The sequence below is a fragment of the Pseudomonas sp. S30_BP2TU TE3576 genome, assembly GCF_050436025.1.
GTDB lineage: Bacteria > Pseudomonadota > Gammaproteobacteria > Pseudomonadales > Pseudomonadaceae > Aquipseudomonas.
The window spans coordinates 1581983-1600605 of record NZ_JBNDLK010000001.1; the positions used below are offsets into that span (position 1 = coordinate 1581983).

Consider the following 18623-nt stretch of genomic DNA (forward strand, 5'->3'; position numbering starts at 1 on the left):
TGAAAAGCTAGCCATTTCACAAGTTCCAATGCAACTCATGAACATCAGCCGCTTATCGGAAACCAGCGTAAGCCTGTTATTTATGACAGTAGTCAGCGATCAAATTTGCCTCCCTAATGACTCCGTTTCCTTTCAGAACCGGAGTCACCGTCATGACCAGTTTACCGATAGACCGCTCATCACTCTCGTCCGACCCAGCGATTGAAAACCTCGATCAGCTGACTATCAGGCAAGTCCTCGACCCCAACGGCACTTCCATCGTTGGTACCACGACCTACACAACATCTTTCAAAGTGATCGGGAACGGTGCAGAGCCCGATAAAACCGTCTGGATAATGAATGGCGCAGACAAATTGGGTGAAGCGAAAAGTGACGGCAGCGGCGCCTGGGAGACGCCGCTGCTCACGGTGACGAAGTTTGATTGCTTTTCGATATCCGCCGTGGGCAAGTACGGCTCCGAACCCGTCTCCATTCCGCCCAAAAAGTTCACTGTAGCGACCGAAACCCCAATCATCACAGCAGTACTCGGAGAAGCAGGTCCCATTCTGGACAACGACGAGACCTATGAAAAATCAGTAACCCTCTACGTCGATGCGGTGCCCAATGAAGATGCCAGGGCATTCGATGGGGAAACTGAGCTTGAGTCCGGGTTGGCCAGTGGTTGCGGAAAACTCAGCATCGAACTCGTCGACCTGGAAGCAAAGAAATACATCATCAAGATCAAGTCTTCCGCTGGTAAAGAGTCGAGCCCTTTCACCTTTACCGTGAAAGCGGCGACTCCTCTCACCATCGACAAGGTGACCGACGACGAAGGCAATCCCGTTGACGAAGGCGAAAGTACAATCAGAAGAGTGATCACCGTCAAGGGCGGCGCACTCGCCGATGGAAATCTCTCACTGATTGGAGGACGTCCGACCCCCGTCGCGGTGAAGGCCGATGACAAGGGTGAATGGAGCCACACATTTACAGCGTTGCCGGATGGCGATTACAACCTCAGCGTCAAAGCCTCATACAATGATGAGGTCGCCGGCCCGCGGACATTTACCGTAAGAAAGGCGGTCGCCGCAACCCTCGAAACCGTCACTGATAAAAAGGGCAAGCTCGTAGACAGGGATGACATCACCTTCGAGACAGAGCTGGATGTTGAAGGCCAGGGTGAAGAGAACCAGTCCATTGAGATCTATGACGGCACCGAATCTTTAGGTGTCGCAACAGTTACAAACGGACATTACAAGCACCCTATCGGGCCATTGGCGGAGAAAGCCTACTCCCTTGTCGCCAAGGCAAAGTATCCCGAAGGCGGCGAGTCTGCCCCCTATCCGTTTACCGTGAAAGGCAACCACCAGGTTCCAAAAAACACCAAGGTTTACAATCCTGACGGCAACGTGATTACCGACGGTGGTAGCACCCTCTCCAGGCATGTATACGTCAGAGGTGAAACCAGGTCGCTGGCGTCGGTGAAGATCAAGATCAATGGTGTCATGGACCCGGACCCGGAGGAATCCAACGACGAAGGAAGATGGGTGCGCCTCGTCAGCCAGCTGAAAGTCGACACCACCTATGTCGTTAGCGCCGTCGACGCGGATAACCCCGACGCCGAGTCCAATACATGGACAATCACCGTTGTTGCTGGGCCTCAGCAGTAAAGCTCAGGTCAATATCAAAGCCGACGTGATGAAAAAAAACCGCATGATGCGGTTTTTTTTCACTCAACATTTACCACTGGTAACTCCAGCCGAGCCTGACCGCAATCGGCTGTTCAATATCGTTACCCTTGAAATAATCAACACCGGCGTCAAGCCGCGTCGAGTCAGACAAGGAAACCGCCACCCCCATGCCGAACTCGAGACCCGAACCGGACAGATCGTTGTTGATGCGGTTACCGTTGACCCGTACGTTATCGTCATTGCTGGCAAACTCGTGGACCACAGCCACACTGGCGTACGGCCGCACACGGGCGTCACGATCCAGTTTGATGTTTCGACCGGCGCTGATCCCGAGCTTTGTCCGCAGCGAATCCGTGTGATCGCCGTCAGCTTCCATGCCGTTGTCGAGTCGGTAGTCTGCGCCCTCGATCATCGCCGCCGACACCTGGGCTGAAGGTTTTGCAAACCAGTCGTTCCCCAGATTGACATGGCGCCCAACCTCTACCAGCGCGCTCACCCCTGAATTGCTGTAATCACCCTTTGCACGCGAGCCATCGCTCATGGTGACTTTGGAGTCATTACGGAAATGGTTGAACTTGAGCGCACCATCGACGTAATAACCATTGTCCGGATTCAGCCAGCCGAAGTAGGGACCGAAATAGTAGCTGTCGACCGTGGCAGAAGTACCGCCATGCAGATCCAGGTCGGATTGACTGTAACCGGCCAGCACGCCGAGCCGCCAACGGCTGTCCCCCCATCGGGTATCGGCCCCCATGGAAAACCCTTGCTGCTGCTGACGGTAACCCACACCCGAACCATCGTCGACGTTGTACTTGTTGCCATAAGGCCGTACCCAGACACCGTGAAGCCGGTCGTCCGCCTGCAATTCACTCATGCGGTTTTCCAGTGACTTGGTCTCGCCATAGGACACGGTCAGGGCTGTTTGAAACAAAGCCACCACCGACTGAGCACTTGAGCTGAGTCGCGTAGTGGGGTTCAAATAGTAGTCGGTACCGCCTGATGCGTTGGTCCTTTCGGCCAGGTCGTACTCCCAGGTGCCCAGATCGACCCGCCCTCCCAACAATGCAAAGGTTGCGTGATTGCTGCCGACCTGCACCAGGGTCAATGCTTGCGGGGAAGCAGCGTCTGTCCCCGAAGCGTTGACTGCCAGCTCAAAGCTGCCCGTCGCGGTTGCCGCCTTGAGCAAGTCACTTTCGCCGGTAGCGAAATTTCCCTGCATGGCAATGATGCCGCTGCCTTCCAGGCTGCCGACCTCGAGTTGACGATAGTCACGTTGCTCGCCAGCTGCCCCGAAATTAATCGTGCCATCATTCATTGATAAATGGTCGATGCTGTCATCGCCAACCATCGTCAGGCTCGACTGGCTGTTGAGACTCAGGTTGCTGTTGTTCAGACGCCCGGTGAAGGACGATCCGTTGTTCAAACTGACTTGAGCAGACGAGCCGTCTTCGCGCACGATGTCACCCACCATCGAAGCCCCGTCGAAAGAGAGGTCGACGCTGCTGTTGCCCAGGACTTGCACATCGCCTTGCAAGGCACTGCCAACGACATTCATCGCGGCCGTGGAAGCGCCTTGTACTTTCAACAGGTTGCCATCCGCCGCACGCAAGACGGCGTTGTTGCGAACCTCGATCGTCGCCCCCTGAACGCCCCCCTCCACCAGGATTGCCGGCCCGTTGCGACCTTCTACGGTGGAGTTGTCCAGCACCAGTGAATTGCTGCCGGCGTTTGAGGAGTCATTGGTCATCCGCACACCTGCGCTGTCGCCGCTGATCAGCGTGCCCGCCAGTGCGCGCACATCACCGCCGCGACTGTCCAGGCCTACGCTGCCGGCATTCACCCCTCGCAACTCGCTGTTGAGCAACGTCAATGTACTCAGGCCCGTGACCAACGCGCCGGTCTGCCCTCCCCGGAATTGACTATCGGTAGCCGTGACTTCCGCCCCCTGGGTGGACGTCGGTGCCCGATTGACCCACAGCGCTCGGGTGTCCGCGGTGACAACGGCCGACTGGATAGTGGCCTGGCTCTCATTCACTAAAATCCCGTGGCCGCCCGTGTTGCCGTTGACGACTGCGCCATCGATGTTCAAGGTCGAGCCGGTCCGAATGGTCAGGCTTTGGGTCGTTGCTCCCACTACGTTGAGTGCACCACCCTTTTCCACAACGTAGTCGCTAAGCGGATCATTCGCACGGACCGTTACATTCTCGCCAGCGCCAACAATGATTGCCGCCATTGCCGAAGTGTTCACCAAAAAAAATGCTGGCAATAGTGCCAACACTCCGAAATTACTTGCGGACGATGGTTTAAAAGAAGTTCGTTTGTCAAAATTCATGGGGTTGTCCTGTTTCGTCTTCTCGTCTCCCGAAGAAACCGGAAAACCTTGAGGGCTGCGGACTGTACAGATGCCTCCTACAAAAAAATGTAGGATTAATCCTTTAAGGTGTATGAAAAATCCGATACAAAAATTCAAACTCAACAAAGGTGTATCCGGCACTTCGGCACCGGATACACCCATAGGCTCAGCAGGCAAGGAATCGCGTGCAGCCCCTCAAGTCAAACAGGAATGACCGGAATCAGATTGCACGTCCCCGTCCCTTCACTCATGTTGACCCGGACCACAACACCCTTGGTATCAACATCCTCCTTTTCAATGATGACGAAATAGTCTGTTCGGCCATAGGCGTTAAGTGTGGTTTGCAGATGGGTATACGGAACATACATATCAAAACCGTTAGCGGCTTCTGCCTTGGTCGGAGTATGTTTTAGCTCGACTTCAGTCCCGGCGATAAGATCCGCTGGGGCTGCAGCACTTGTGGAATAACCGCCGTAAGTCAGTGTAATTTCATTACCTTCCAGCCGTGTATCTGCAGGAATGTGAACGACACCGACAATTTCATTACTGGCAAGCTTTCTCAGCGAGTTGCAAATAAAGCCTTTTCGTGGATCTGCATCCATATGCCTGAACCCGGCCGCAGTCAAAACGATCGGTTGCGTCTTGATCTCCGCATAATCCACCGGGGAAATTGCCAGGTTGGCATTGAGATCATGTTCAACAATGCACTGAAGGTTTGCATCAACATCATCTGGAATGCTTCCCAGCCACTCCCACTTAAACTCGAATTCTATTGGCTTTGTCGGATCTTCGCTGTCATCTGTAGGGAAGGTCCAGACACCACCCGGCGCAGGAGCTTCACGCCCATTAATATAAAATGTTGCCTTGTCGCCTTTTTTGAAAAGAGTATGGAAAGGCAGATAACCTTTGACGACGCCACCATTTTGTTTGTCTGCCGCCGTCAGTTTATTTTTATCAGTGCTGACCGGCCCCTGGATCCATGGTTGCAACAAAGTGACATCCGGCGGATCAGGATTGGCAGGGTCAAAGGGTGCAGCCGGCTTCCTCACATCAAGCCACACCAGTGTGTCAATCGGTGCCACAGGAAAATAAAAATTGCCGCGCTTGATTCTATACCCCAACTTTACCTGTCGGCGGCCATGACCACGCTGTAGGAGCGCCTGGTTATCCAGTGTGTTCAGGAACGGAATCGTGGTTATATTTTTTGGAGGTTGCACTACGTCATCGATGGAATACTCAATTTCATCCAGCGTATTGTTGAAGTTTGGAAATACGACCTTAAGACCCGCGCCGACGCCATCAACAAGGTGATCTATCAGAAGGGTACTGGTCGGGGTTGGTGCCTGCGGAACGTCCAATGGCTCTGCGACCACCGGTCTACGCTCTTGGGATACCCACACATCGGTATTGCCTGAAGGTACTGCCGGAACACCGGGATAACTTACCGCCTCACAGAAAACAATGCACTTCGAATTGTAACCAACAACATGGGCAGCTGTTAAATTGAAAACTATCGGGTTACCAAAGTTCCCTTCGTCCAAGGTAATGGAGCCCACCTCTCTATTGACGGTTCTATCGGGACCGATATAGCACTTGATCGTATCACCCAGCCTCTTGTTCGAGTAGTCTGGATAGGTCAACAAAACAGTTGCACCACTATCAAAGTCCTCGGGACCAATACCATAATCCCTCACGGACTGCGGCACAGCGATAAATGTATCAAGGACTGGCGCGGCGAAATCGACCATATACTCGAGCGAGTTTACATTGGGTGTGTTTCCGCCGAAATCAAAGGTATAGCTTATGCGACGCAACCCGGGCAAATCCTTTCTTGCCAAGTGCAAGGTCATAGGAATAGGTGGAGGTGGATCGAGAGGCGTCTCCTCATCATATTTGTACTGAACATCATCCTCGGTTCCATCTACCGTCATTCGGATAGTAACGACTGTCGGCACAGGATCATTATGCCTGTCGAATGTCGGAATCATGAATTTGAGCGGTCTGTCTTTATACGAAAAAGGCAAATATTGTGGCCCTGTTGTTGTTAATGCCGGCAATAGTGGGTTGGTCGGATCAGGCACGGGGGCGTTCAAGTCCGCAAGAAGCAGGCTGGCCCGATACGCCCTGTATTGCGCCCTGTTACTGCCGTTAACAGAAAAATCTTCGCTTTTAGACATTTCGCTACTCCTTGGTGTTGAGCTTGTTGCTCATATTGGGTCGCCCAATGCCAGAGAGGAAACTCCGGCATTTAACACTTGCCGTTCATGAACGAGTATTGAGACGATGACTTCATTCACTCGAATGCCTTGATTTAACGGCAGACGCAGGGCGCTGACCACTGTCAGAAATTACAGTTTTCGTTACCGTCGGTCGGACAGATACCTTTGGCGCAGACAACAAAAAACCCGCCATCCCTTGCGCAGGAATGGCGGGTTTTTCGTTCAGACTTTCAGATCACACGGTATCCACCTTCAACGAATGATCGTTGAGCATGCCGTTGATGATGGTCGCTGTGTCATGCCCGCTCGCGACCACCCCACCCGCTCCCGGCGTTACACCGTATTGACTGGCGAGGTTGACGCCGGCCAGGTCGATGGTCTGGTTCGGTGCGGCACCGGCCATGGCGCTGACATCGATGCTGGTCACCGTCGACGGCCCGCTGCCGGTGACGGTGAAGTGCAGGTAGTCATCCAGCGAAGCTGCGGTACCGTTTTCCCCTTGCAGCAATTGCGACAGGTCGAGCTTGTCGGTGCCGGGTGTGAAGTCGGTGATCAGATCATGACCGCTGTTGCCCTTGAGCCACTGGAAGGTGTCGACTCCCGCCCCGCCGGTGAGGGTGTTGTTGCCCAGGCCGCCGATCAGCCAGTCATCGCCACCTCCGCCATTGAGGATGTCGTTGCCCAGGCCGCCGTTGATCACGTTGCTGTTGTTGTCGCCGCTCAGCGTGTCATTGAAGTTCGAGCCGGTGAGGTTTTCGATGCTGGTCAGAGTGTCAGTGCCCGCCCCGAGGGTGTTTTGCGCACCGGGCAGACTGAGATTGACCGTCACCCCGGCGGTGGCATGGGCGTAGCTGGCCGTGTCGATACCCGTGCCACCGTCGAGGAGATCGTTGCCCGCGCCGCTGTAGAGCCAATCATTGCCGGCGCCGCCATGCAGTTCGTTGTTACCGGAGCCTGCCGTGAGCACATCGTTGCCGTCGCCGGCATTGATGATGTTGTCGCCCGTGCCCGCCACCAGTACGTCATCCCCGCTGGTGCCGGTGAGGGTGTGACCATCCTGATAGCTGATGGTCAGGTTGGCCGAGTCGCTGCCGCCATGGTTGTCGTTGGCGGTATAGGTGCCGTGGTAGTCCGGGGTGACATCGTGCGCCCCGGCGTAGTTGACGGTCATGGTCAGTTGATAGTTTTCCGCCGCATTCGTATTGCCGCCACTGGTGTTCGTGATGTTGGTCATGTGGATCTGGTAAGTGCCATCCGCGCTGGCGGTGATGGTGCCGCCATCGGCGATGCTTACGAACGCCCCACCGTTGAGCGAATACTCCATCGTGACGTGCCCGGCTGCCAGGTCGTGATCGAGGTTGAGCGTCTCACCCTGTTTCAGCTTGATCGTGATGAGGTCTTCATTGTTGCCATTGGAGCTGTTTGCTTTATCGAGATAGCCACTGATTACCAGCAGCGCCGTCATGGTCGCCGCGTTGGCCGCAAACGCATTGCGCACGTCCGCCAGACTCTGGTTGGCGGGGCTGTTGTTGGTGCCGGCGAAGTCGATCGCGCCGGTGCCGGTGAAGTCCGCGCCCTTCACAATCCAGCCGGTGTTGAACGAGGTGGGTGTCGCCGAGAGTTGATCGCCGTTGGGGTCGGTGTCGTTGGCCAGCAACAGTTCACCCGGCACCACGATGGTCCCCGAGAGCACGTTGGTGATGACATGGTCATCGGCGGCCACGGGCGGTGCGTTCGGTATGATTTTGACCGTCAGGGTGGAACTGACCAGGTCGCCGTCGTTATCGCTGACGGTGAATCCGATGTTTTCGGTGATCAACACCGAGGTGGTTTTCTGCGAAATGTAGGCGTATTCACCGGTGTCGAGGTTGATCTGCAAGGTACCGCTGTTGTTGGTGGCAATGCTCAATGTGTTGTCCACGGTGTTGAACGTGCCGTGGTTGAGCCCGCCGCTGAAGTTCAGCGAGCCCTGATTGCTGTTGCCGCTCGGATCGTAGGTGTACGTGGTGCCGTCCACCGTGACGGTTTTGATGAAGCCGCCATCGGCGCCGAAGGTACCGCCCTCGCCCAGCAGCGAACCGGTCACCGGTGCGCCGATCACTGTGCCGGACAGCACCGAGTTGAGCTGGTTGAGGTCGGTCACCACCACCGCATTGGTGTCGGTGTGACTGCTGCCGTCATAGGCCAGTGGATTGAGGTTGGCGTTGCTCACGCCGCTGCCCAGGCCGATCGCGTAGTTCTTGATGTTGTTGGCATCGAGGAAGGCTTTCAGCGCGGTCTCGTCGGCAGTGCCGATTTCCTGGCCGGTGGTGGGCTTGCCGTCGGAGAAGAAGTAGCCGACGTTTTGCGCACCGGTCAATTTGCCCGAGGTGTTGAACGCAGTCTGCATGGTCGCCACGGCCGCGTCGTAGTTGGTGCCACCGTTCGCGGTGAGGCCAGCCAGCAGGGTCTTGGCGGTCGCAACATCGACCCATACCGAAGTCATGTCGGTGGCGCTGCTGCTGAAAGTGACGAGTTGCACTTTCACATCGCCGAGGTCGTCATATTTATCCAGCAAGGCACTGATGGCCTGCTTGGCCAGTTCCAGCCGCGACAGGTTCGACACACCGGAAGGGTCGGCCATGCTGCCGGAAACGTCGAGCACGATCAGCAGGTTGGAATCAATCTCCACCGCCGCCACCGAGCGATCCGTTGCCACCGCCTTTGGCACGTCATCGACAATGTTGACCACGATGGTGCTGGTGCTGCTGTTGCCCAGCGCATCGGTGGCTTTGTAGGTGAAACTTTCACTCAGGCTGTTCGGCCCGTCGTTGGCATTCGGCGAGGTTTTCGGCGCCGAGGTCAGGGTGTAGGTGTAGCTGCCGTCGGGGTTGAGCAGGATTTGCCCGTAAGTACCGGTGCCACTGCCGACCAGAGTGTAGGTGAGCGCCCCGCTGGCACCCGAGACCGAACCGACCAGGGTGCCGGACGCGGTTTCGCCAGTGTTGCCCGGGTCGCTGCCGGTGACCGTACCGGCGGCCAGGTCCTGCCCGTCCTTGCTCAGGTCGAGGGCTTTTTCGTAGACCGTCACATCGCTATCGGGGCTGGCCTTGATGTTGCTGTTGGCCACATCGATGGTGATGGTGGTGGTGCTTTCATCGCCATCGGAATCACGCACGGTATAGGTGAACGTATCGGTGGCTCCTGGATCACCGACCGAATTCTGGTTGCTGTGATACACCGCGTTGCCGTTGGCATCGAGGGTCAGGTAGCCATAGGTGCCGTTGATCTGGTTGCCCAGCCCGCCGATGGCCGACGTCGCGGTATTGCTGCCGGCGCGCACGCCGACCACCGTCGCCGGACCATCGGCGCCGCTGATGTCGTTGCCCAGCACACTGATGTTGACGGTGCCGCCCTCCACTACCGACGACGAGTCAGGTTTGGCGCTCGGCAGGTCATCGACGATATTGACGTTGATCTGCCCGGTCGCACTGTCGCCGTCCATATCGGTGGCAACGACGTTGAAGTTCTCGGTCAGGCTGTTGGTGCCGTTGGCGGTGGGATGGGCTTCGTTATCGTTGAGGGTGTAGCTGTAGCTGATCACTCCGGTCGCCGGGTTGTAACCGGTGATGGTCAGGGTGCTGCCCAGTGGCGTGGTGATCGATTGCGGGAAGCCGGTGGTCACGCCAGCGCTGACCACAGTGATGCCGCCGACGGTGAGGGTTTGCAGGCCGTCGAGGGCATTCACGGTGAAGGTGCCGCTCTGGGTCAGGGCCGACGCGTCGGGGCTGCTGCCGTCGCTGAGGTTCTTCTCGAAGACGGTGAGTTCGCCACCCTGAACATTCAAACCGCCAATCGTGATCGGGTCATCGTTGTTGTGGATCTGCAGCACCAGGTTCGCCGTGCTGCTGTCGCCGTCGGCGTCCGTCAGCGTATAGGTGAAGGTTTCGGTGCCGTCGCCGCCGCCGTGCAACGCCTTGAAATCGGCATCGCTGGTGTTGAGGGTGTAGGTGTAAGTGCCGTTGGCATTCAGCACCAGGGTGCCGTAAGTGCCGGTGAAGGTGCCGGGGGTGATGGGTCCGCTGTTTTCACCGAGCGGTACGCGGTCGGCGCCTTGCACGTCGTTGCTCAGCACATTGCCGTTGAGGGTCAGCAGGGTTTCCGAGGCGGTACTGGTGTTGCTGTCGTCCACGCCATATGGCAGGTCGTCGACGATGTTCACGTCGAGGCTGCCGGTGGCGGTGCTGCCGTTGTCGTCGACCACGGTCACGGCGAACTGCTCGGGCAGGCTGTTGGCACCGTTGGCGGTCGGGTGCGCTTCGTTGTCGTTGAGGGTGTAGCTGTAGCTGATCACTCCGGTGGCGGCGTTGAACCCGGTGACGGTCAGGGTGCTGCCCAGCGGCGTGGTGATCGATTGCGGGAAGCCGACGGTCACGCCAGCGCTGACCACGGCAATGCCGCCGACGGTCAGGCTCGTTACGCCGTCGAGGGCGGTGACGGTGAAGGTGCCGCTCTGGGTCAGGGCGGTGGCATCCGGTGCGCTGCCGTCGCTGAGGTGTTTCTCGTAGACGGTCAGCTCACCGCCATACACGTTGAGACCGTTGAGGGTCACCGGATTGTCGTTGTTGTGGATCTGCAACACCAGGTAGGCGCTGCTGCTGTCGCCGTCGGCGTCCGTCAGCGTATAGGTGAAGGTTTCGGTGCCGTCGCCGCCGCCGTGCAAGGCCTTGAAATCGGCATCGCTGGTGTTGAGGGTGTAGGTGTAAGTGCCGTTGGCGTTCAGGACCAGGGTGCCGTAAGTGCCGGTGAAAGTGCCGGGGGTGATGGGTCCACTATTTTCCCCGAGCGGTACGCGGTCAGCGCCTTGCACGTCGTTGCTCAGTACGTTGCCATTGAGGGTCAGCAGGGTTTCCGAAGCAGTACTGGTGTTGCTGTCGTCCACGCCATATGGCAGGTCGTCGACGATGTTCACGTCCAGTGAACCGGTGGCGGTGCTGCCGTTGTCATCGACCACGGTCACGGCGAACTGTTCGGGCAGGCTGTTGGCGCCGTCGGCGGTCGGGTGCGCTTCGTTGTCGTTGAGGGTGTAGCTGTAGCTCACGACGCCGGTGGCGGCGTTGAACCCGGTGACGGTCAGCGTGCTGCCCAGCGGCGTGGTGATCGATTGCGGGAAGCCGGCGGCCACGCCAGCGCTGACCACGGCGATACCGCCCACGGTGAGGCTCGTCACGCCGTCGAGGGCATTCACGGTGAACGTGCCGGTCTGGGTCAGGGCCGACGCGTTGGGGCTGCTGCCGTCGCTGAGGTTTTTCTCGTAAACCGTCAGCTCTCCGCCATACACGTCGAGGCCGTTGAGGGTCACCGGATTGTCGTTGTTGTGGATCTGCAGCGCCAGGTAGGCCGTGCTGCTGTCGCCGTCCGAATCGGTGAGGGTGTAGCTGAAGGTTTCCGTACCGTCGCCGCCGCCGTGCAAGGCCTTGAAATCGGCATCGCTGGTGTTGAGGGTGTAGGTGTAAGTGCCGTTGGCATTCAGCACCAGGGTGCCATAAGTGCCGGTGAAGGCGCCGGGGGTGATCGGTCCGCTATTTTCCCCGAACGCTACGCGGTCAGCGCCTTGCACGTCGTTGCTCAGCACGTTGCCGCTCAACGTCAGCAGGGTTTCCGAGGCGGTACTGGCGTTGCTGTCATTCACGCCTTGCGGCAGGTCGTCGACGATGTTCACGTCGAGGCTGCCAGTGGCCGTGCTGCCGTTGTCGTCGACCACGGTCACGGCGAACTGCTCGGGCAGGTTGTTGGCACCGTTGGCGGTGGGATGCGCTTCGTTATCGTTGAGGCTGTAGCTGTAACTCACGACACCGATGGCGGCGTTGAACCCGGTGACGGTCAGGGTGCTGCCCAGCGGCGTGGTGATTGATTGCGGGAAGCCGACGGTCACGCCAGCGCTGACCACGGCGATGCCGCCCACGGTGAGGCTCGTCACGCCGTCGGGGGCGGTGACGGTGAAGGTGCCGCTCTGGGTCAGCGCCGGTGCGTCGGGGCTGCTGCCATCGCTGAGGTTTTTCTCGTAAACCGTCAGCTCTCCGCCATACACGTCGAGGCCGTTGAGGGTCACCGGATTGTCGTTGTTGTGGATCTGCAGCGCCAGGTAGGCCGTGCTGCTGTCGCCGTCCGAATCGGTGAGGGTGTAGCTGAAGGTTTCCGTACCGTCGCCGCCGCCGTGCAAGGCCTTGAAATCGGCATCGCTGGTGTTGAGGGTGTAGGTGTAAGTGCCGTTGGCATTCAGCACCAGGGTGCCATAAGTGCCGGTGAAGGTGCCGGGGGTGATCGGTCCGCTATTTTCCCCGAACGCTACGCGGTCAGCGCCTTGCACGTCGTTGCTCAGCACGTTGCCGCTCAACGTCAGCAGGGTTTCCGAGGCGGTACTGGCGTTGCTGTCATTCACGCCTTGCGGCAGGTCGTCGACGATGTTCACGTCGAGGCTGCCAGTGGCCGTGCTGCCGTTGTCGTCGACCACGGTCACGGCGAACTGCTCGGGCAGGTTGTTGGCACCGTTGGCGGTGGGATGCGCTTCGTTATCGTTGAGGCTGTAGCTGTAACTCACGACACCGGTGGCGGCGTTGAACCCGGTGACGGTCAGGGTGCTGCCCAGCGGCGTGGTGATCGATTGCGGGAAGCCGACGGTCACGCCAGCGCTGACCACGGCGATGCCGCCGACGGTGAGGGTCGTTACGCCGTCGAGGGCGGTGACGGTGAAGGTGCCGCTCTGGGTCAGGGCGGTGGCATCCGGTGCGCTGCCATCGCTGAGGTGTTTTTCGTAGACCGTCAGCTCACCGCCATACACGTTGAGGCCGTTGAGGGTCACCGGATTGTCGTTGTTGTGGATCTGCAGTACCAGGTAGGCGGTGCTGCTGTCGCCGTCCGAATCGGTGAGGGTGTAGCTGAAGGTTTCGGTGCCGTCGCCGCCGCCGTGCAACGCCTTGAAGTCGGCATCGCTGGTGTTGAGGGTGTAGGTGTAAGTGCCGTTGGCATTCAGCACCAGGGTGCCGTAAGTCCCGGTGAAGGTGCCGGGGGTGATCGGCCCACTGTTTTCACCGAGCGCTACGCGGTCGGCACCTTGCACGTCGTTGGTCAGCACGTTGCCGCTCAACGTCAGCAGGGTTTCCGAAGCAGTACTGGTGTTGCTGTCGCCCACGCCATACGGCAGGTCGTCGACGATGTTCACATCGAGGCTGCCGGTGGCGGTGCTGCCGTTGTCGTCGACCACGGTCACGGCGAACTGCTCGGGCAGGCTGTTGGCACCGTCGGCGGTCGGGTGCGCTTCGTTGTCGTTGAGGCTGTAGCTGTAACTGACGACACCGGTCGCCGGGTTGTAGCCGGTGACGGTCAGCGTGCTGCCCAGCGGCGTGGTGATCGATTGCGGGAAGCCGGCGGCCACGCCAGCGCTGACCACGGCGATGCCGCCGACGGTGAGGCTCGTCACGCCATCCAGCGCGGTGACGGTGAACGTGCCGCTCTGGGTCAGGGCCGGTGCGTCGGGGCTGCTGCCGTCGCTGAGGTGTTTCTCGTAGACCGTCAGCTCACCGCCATACACGTTGAGGCCGTTGAGGGTCACCGGATTGTCGTTGTTGTGGATCTGCAGCACCAGGTAGGCGCTGCTGCTGTCGCCGTCCGAATCGGTGAGGGTGTAGCTGAAGGTTTCGGTTCCGTCGCCGCCGCCGTGCAAGGCCTTGAAGTCGGCATCGCTGGTGTTCAGCGTGTAGGTGTAAGTGCCGTTGGCGTTCAGCACCAACGTGCCGTAGGTGCCGGTGAAAGTGCCGGGGGTGATGGGGCCGGCGTTTTCGCCGAGCGGCACGCGGTCGGCACCTTGCACGTCGTTGCTCAGCACGTTGCCGCTCAAGGTCAGCAGGGCTTCCGAAGCGGTACTGGTGTTGCTGTCGTCCACGCCATATAGCAGGTCGTCGACGATGTTCACGTCGAGGCTGCCGGTGGCGGTGCTGCCGTTGTCGTCGACCACGGTCACGGCGAACTGTTCGGGCAGGCTGTTGGCACCGTTGGCGGTCGGGTGCGCTTCGTTGTCGTTGAGGGTGTAGCTGTAACTGACGACACCGGTGGCGGCGTTGAACCCGGTGACGGTCAGCGTGCTGCCCAACGGCGTGGTGATCGATTGCGGGAAGCCGGCGGTCACGCCAGCGCTGACCACGGCAATGCCGCCGACGGTCAGGCTCGTCACGCCGTCGAGGGCGGTGACGGTGAAGGTGCCGCTCTGGGTCAGCGCCGGTGCGTCGGAGCTGCTGCCATCGCTGAGGTTCTTCTCGAAGACGGTCAACTCGCCGCCCTCAGCACTCAAACCGCCAATCGTGATCGGGTCATCGTTGTTGTGGATTTGCAGCACCAGGTTCGCCGTGCTGCTGTCGCCATCGGCGTCCGTCAACGTATAGCTGAAGGTTTCCGTACCATCGCCCCCGCCGTGCAACGCCTTGAAGTCGGCATCGCTGGTGTTCAGCGTATAGGTGTAAGTGCCGTTGGCATTGAGCACCAGGGTGCCGTAAGTGCCGGTGAAGGTGCCGGGGGTGATCGGGCCGGCATTTTCCCCGAGCAGCACGCGGTCAGCGCCTTGCACGTCGTTGCTCAGCACGTTGCCGCTCAACGTCAGCAGGGTTTCCGAGGCGGTCGAAGCATTCGTGTCATTCACCCCTTGCGGCAGATCGTCGACGATGTTCACGTCGAGGCTGCCGGTGGCAGTGCTGCCGTTGTCGTCGACCACGGTCACGGCAAACTGCTCGGGCAGGTTGTTGGCGCCGTTGGCGGTCGGGTGCGCTTCGTTGTCGTTGAGGCTGTAGCTGTAGCTGACGACACCGGTGGCGGCGTTGAACCCGGTGACGGTCAGGGTGCTGCCCAATGGCGTGGTGATCGACTGCGGGAAGCCGGCGGCCACGCCAGCGCTGACCACAGCGATGCCGCCGACGGCCAGGGTTTGCAGGCCGTCGAGGGCATTCACGGTGAACGTGCCGTTCTGGGTCAGGGCCGGCGCGTCGGGGCTGCTGCCGTCGCTGAGGTGTTTCTCGTAGACCGTCAGCTCACCGCCATACACGTTGAGGCCGTTGAGGGTCACCGGATTGTCGTTGTTGTGGATCTGCAGCACCAGGTAGGCGCTGCTGCTGTCGCCGTCCGAATCGGTGAGGGTGTAGCTGAAGGTTTCGGTGCCGTCGCCGCCGCCGTGCAAGGCCTTGAAATCGGCATCGCTGGTGTTGAGGGTGTAGGTGTAGGTGCCGTTGGCGTTCAGCACCAACGTGCCGTAAGTGCCGGTGAAGGTGCCGGGGGTGATGGGTCCACTATTTTCCCCGAGCGGTACGCGGTCAGCGCCTTGCACGTCGTTGCTCAGTACGTTGCCGTTGAGTGTCAATAGGGTTTCCGAGGCGGTGCCATTGCTGTCGTCCACGCCATACGGCAGGTCGTCGACGATGTTCACGTCCAGTGAACCGGTGGCAGTGCTGCCGTTGTCATCGACCACGGTCACGGCGAACTGTTCGGGCAGGCTGTTGGCACCGTTGGCGGTCGGGTGCGCTTCGTTGTCGACCAGGGTATAGCTGTAACTCACGACACCGGTGGCGGCGTTGAACCCGGTGACGGTCAGCGTGCTGCCCAACGGCGTGGTGATCGATTGCGGGAAGCCGGCGGTCACGCCAGCGCTGACCACGGCGATGCCGCCCACGGTCAGGCTCGTCACGCCATCCAGCGCGGTCACGGTGAACGTGCCGCTCTGGGTCAGGGCCGGTGCGTCGGGGCTGCTGCCATCGCTGAGGTTCTTCTCGAAGACGGTCAACTCGCCGCCCTCAGCACTCAAACCGCTAATCGTGATCGGTTCATCGTTGTTGTGGAGTTGCAGCACCAGGTTCGCCGTGCTGCTGTCGCCATCGGCGTCCGTCAACGTATAGCTGAAGGTTTCCGTACCATCGCCACCGCCGTGCAACGCCTTGAAGTCGGCATCGTTGGTGTTCAGCGTATAGGTGTAAGTGCCGTTGGCATTCAGCACCAACGTGCCGTAAGTGCCGGTGAAGGTGCCGGGGGTGATCGGGCCGGCATTTTCCCCGAGCAGCACGCGGTCGGCGCCTTGCACGTCGTTGCTCAGCACGTTGCCGCTCAACGTCAGCAGGGTTTCCGAGGCGGTCGAAGCATTCGTGTCATTCACCCCTTGCGGCAGGTCGTCGACGATGTTCACGTCGAGGCTGCCGGTGGCGGTGCTGCCGTTGTCGTCGACCACGGTCACGGCGAACTGCTCGGGCAGGCTGTTGGCACCGTCGGCGGTCGGGTGCGCTTCGTTGTCGTTGAGGGTGTAGCTGTAACTCACGACGCCGGTGGCGGCGTTGAACCCGGTGACGGTCAGCGTGCTGCCCAGCGGCGTGGGGATCGATTGCGGGAAGCCGGCGGTCACGCCAGCGCTGACCACGGCGATGCCACCGACGGTGAGGCTCGTCACGCCGTCCAGCGCGGCGACGGTGAAGGTGCCGCTCTGGGTCAGCGCCGGTGCGTCGGAGCTGCTGCCATCGCTGAGGTTCTTCTCGAAGACGGTCAACTCGCCGCCCTCAGCACTCAAACCGCCAATCGTGATCGGGTCATCGTTGTTGTGGAGTTGCAGCACCAGGTTCGCCGTGCTGCTGTCGCCATCGGCGTCCGTCAACGTATAGCTGAAAGTTTCGGTGCCGTCGCCACCGCCGTGCAACGCCTTGAAGTCGGCATCGTTGGTGTTCAGCGTATAGGTGTAAGTGCCGTTGGCATTCAGCACCAACGTGCCGTAAGTGCCGGTGAAAGTGCCGGGGGTGATGGGTCCGCTGTTTTCCCCGAGCGTTACGCGGTCGGCGCCTTGCACGTCGTTGCTCAGCACGTTGCCGCTCAGCGTCAGCAGGGTTTCCGAGGCAGTGCCATTGTTGTCATCGACTGCTTTGGGCACGTCGTCGGTGATGCTGATATCCAGCGTACCGGTAGCGCTGTCGCCATTGCTGTCGCTGGCCACCACGGTGACGTGTTCGACAAGACTATTGGCACCCTCGCCGCTTGCGTGGGATTCGGCACGGTTGAGGGTGTAGCTGTAACTGACCACGCCCGTTGCCGGGTTGTAACTGGTGACGGTCAGCGTGCCGCCCAGCGGGGAGGTGATCGACTGCGGGAAACCTGCCGCCACGCCGCCGCTGATCAAGTGGATTCCGCCGATGCTGAGGCTGGTCAGCCCGTCTGGCGCATTGATGGTGAAGGTCCCGCTTCGCGTCAGCAAGCCTTCGTTCCGCGCCGAACCATCGGCCAGGTTGGCTTCATTGACGGTCCGCTCGCCATTCTGCTCCGACAGGCCATTGAGGGTGACCGGATTGTTCGGCACCTCCGGCGTCACTGGCGGCACCACAGGCGCATCGGCCGCTACAGTGTTGTCCGGATTAGCGTTCAGGCGTTCTTCGGGAAGTTCGGGAATGCCATTGAAACCAGCAGTGGGGAAGCCAATGATCGGGTCGACTCGCCCGCCCACTTCTTCAAGCAGGACGAAACTATGGCCACTGCCCTGGACGCCACCCGGCACACCGGTAGTCGTGGCAGGCCCGGCAGCGGTGGCTTCAGCGGTTTGGGTTGGGTCGTCGCCCGCCGCAATGGCTTTTTGCAGCTTTTCGACATCCGTCAGCTGCGCCTCGCTCGGCGTCACTGCTTCAGGGGTGTCCACATGAGGAATCTGATTGGCAAGCAGCTGCGGTGTCATCTGCATGCTGCTGCCGCGCCCGAGGGTCAGTTCCTGGCCATTTTGCAGATGCACCGCCACCGCGCCTTCAGCGCCGGTGCTCAGTTGGTCGCCAGCGAACAACCGGTCCCCCTCGACCAAAACACGCCGGGTGCCGTCGCTCGCAACCGCGAACACCTGGCCGATGACCTTACTGACGATACCGATGAGCGTAGCCATGGTGCACTTCCTCCGCTGCCAACCGCTGTCGGCACCTTGTTTGTGCGAAGAACGTGCGCATGGCTCAAGCGGGTTGTCTGGCGGATCGTATTCCGGCTGCCGGTTTACTTGAATAAACCCCAGCCCCGGCAACGATCTCGCCCAGTCGGTCGCTCACGGCGCTGTTTGCGATTTCGGGAAATACCCTCTGCAATCAATGGCATTCGATCCCTATCCGCAACAACGTTGCCTGTGAGCAATGCGTAACGATCTTGAATCAGTCAAGTGACAAAAAACCGTCGCCACCAGATCGTTCGCATCCCTCCCCTCCAGCACTTCTCCGCTCTATGTCGATAAGTGGATTGGAACTTTCCTCAAACCCCGATGAGCGCCCTAGAGCCCATAAAACAAGGGCTTTCGCATTGAACAATGTGCTGGATTTTGCAGAGCGCATAAGTTTTTTTTTGCATAGTCGTTATGAAAAAAAT

4 protein-coding genes are annotated in these 18623 nt (G+C 59.5%); 1 reads left to right on the top strand and 3 read right to left on the bottom strand.

Going from position 1 to position 18623, the window contains the following annotated elements; translation table 11 throughout:
• The first annotated feature begins 152 nt into the window (after window positions 1-152).
• Window positions 153-1646, top strand: coding sequence for a hypothetical protein (locus tag ABIA48_RS07230; RefSeq protein WP_429487553.1), 1494 nt, complete (start codon window positions 153-155; stop codon window positions 1644-1646).
• A 70-nt stretch (window positions 1647-1716) separates the two neighbouring features.
• Here the strand turns inward: ABIA48_RS07230 and ABIA48_RS07235 are convergent, their stop codons facing one another.
• The 3 genes from ABIA48_RS07235 to ABIA48_RS07245 form a co-directional block, all read right to left on the bottom strand.
• Complete coding sequence (locus ABIA48_RS07235; RefSeq protein ID WP_429487554.1) at window positions 1717-4182, bottom strand: autotransporter outer membrane beta-barrel domain-containing protein; 2466 nt, start codon at window positions 4180-4182, stop codon at window positions 1717-1719.
• A 38-nt stretch (window positions 4183-4220) separates the two neighbouring features.
• Window positions 4221-6197, bottom strand: a complete 1977-nt coding sequence (locus ABIA48_RS07240; protein ID WP_429487556.1) for a hypothetical protein — start codon at window positions 6195-6197, stop codon at window positions 4221-4223.
• A gap of 277 nt (window positions 6198-6474) precedes the next feature.
• The gene (locus tag ABIA48_RS07245) at window positions 6475-18156 is read right to left on the bottom strand and encodes a retention module-containing protein (protein WP_429487558.1); all 11682 of its coding nucleotides are present in this window, start codon (window positions 18154-18156) and stop codon (window positions 6475-6477) included.
• Window positions 18157-18623 lie beyond the last annotated feature (467 nt).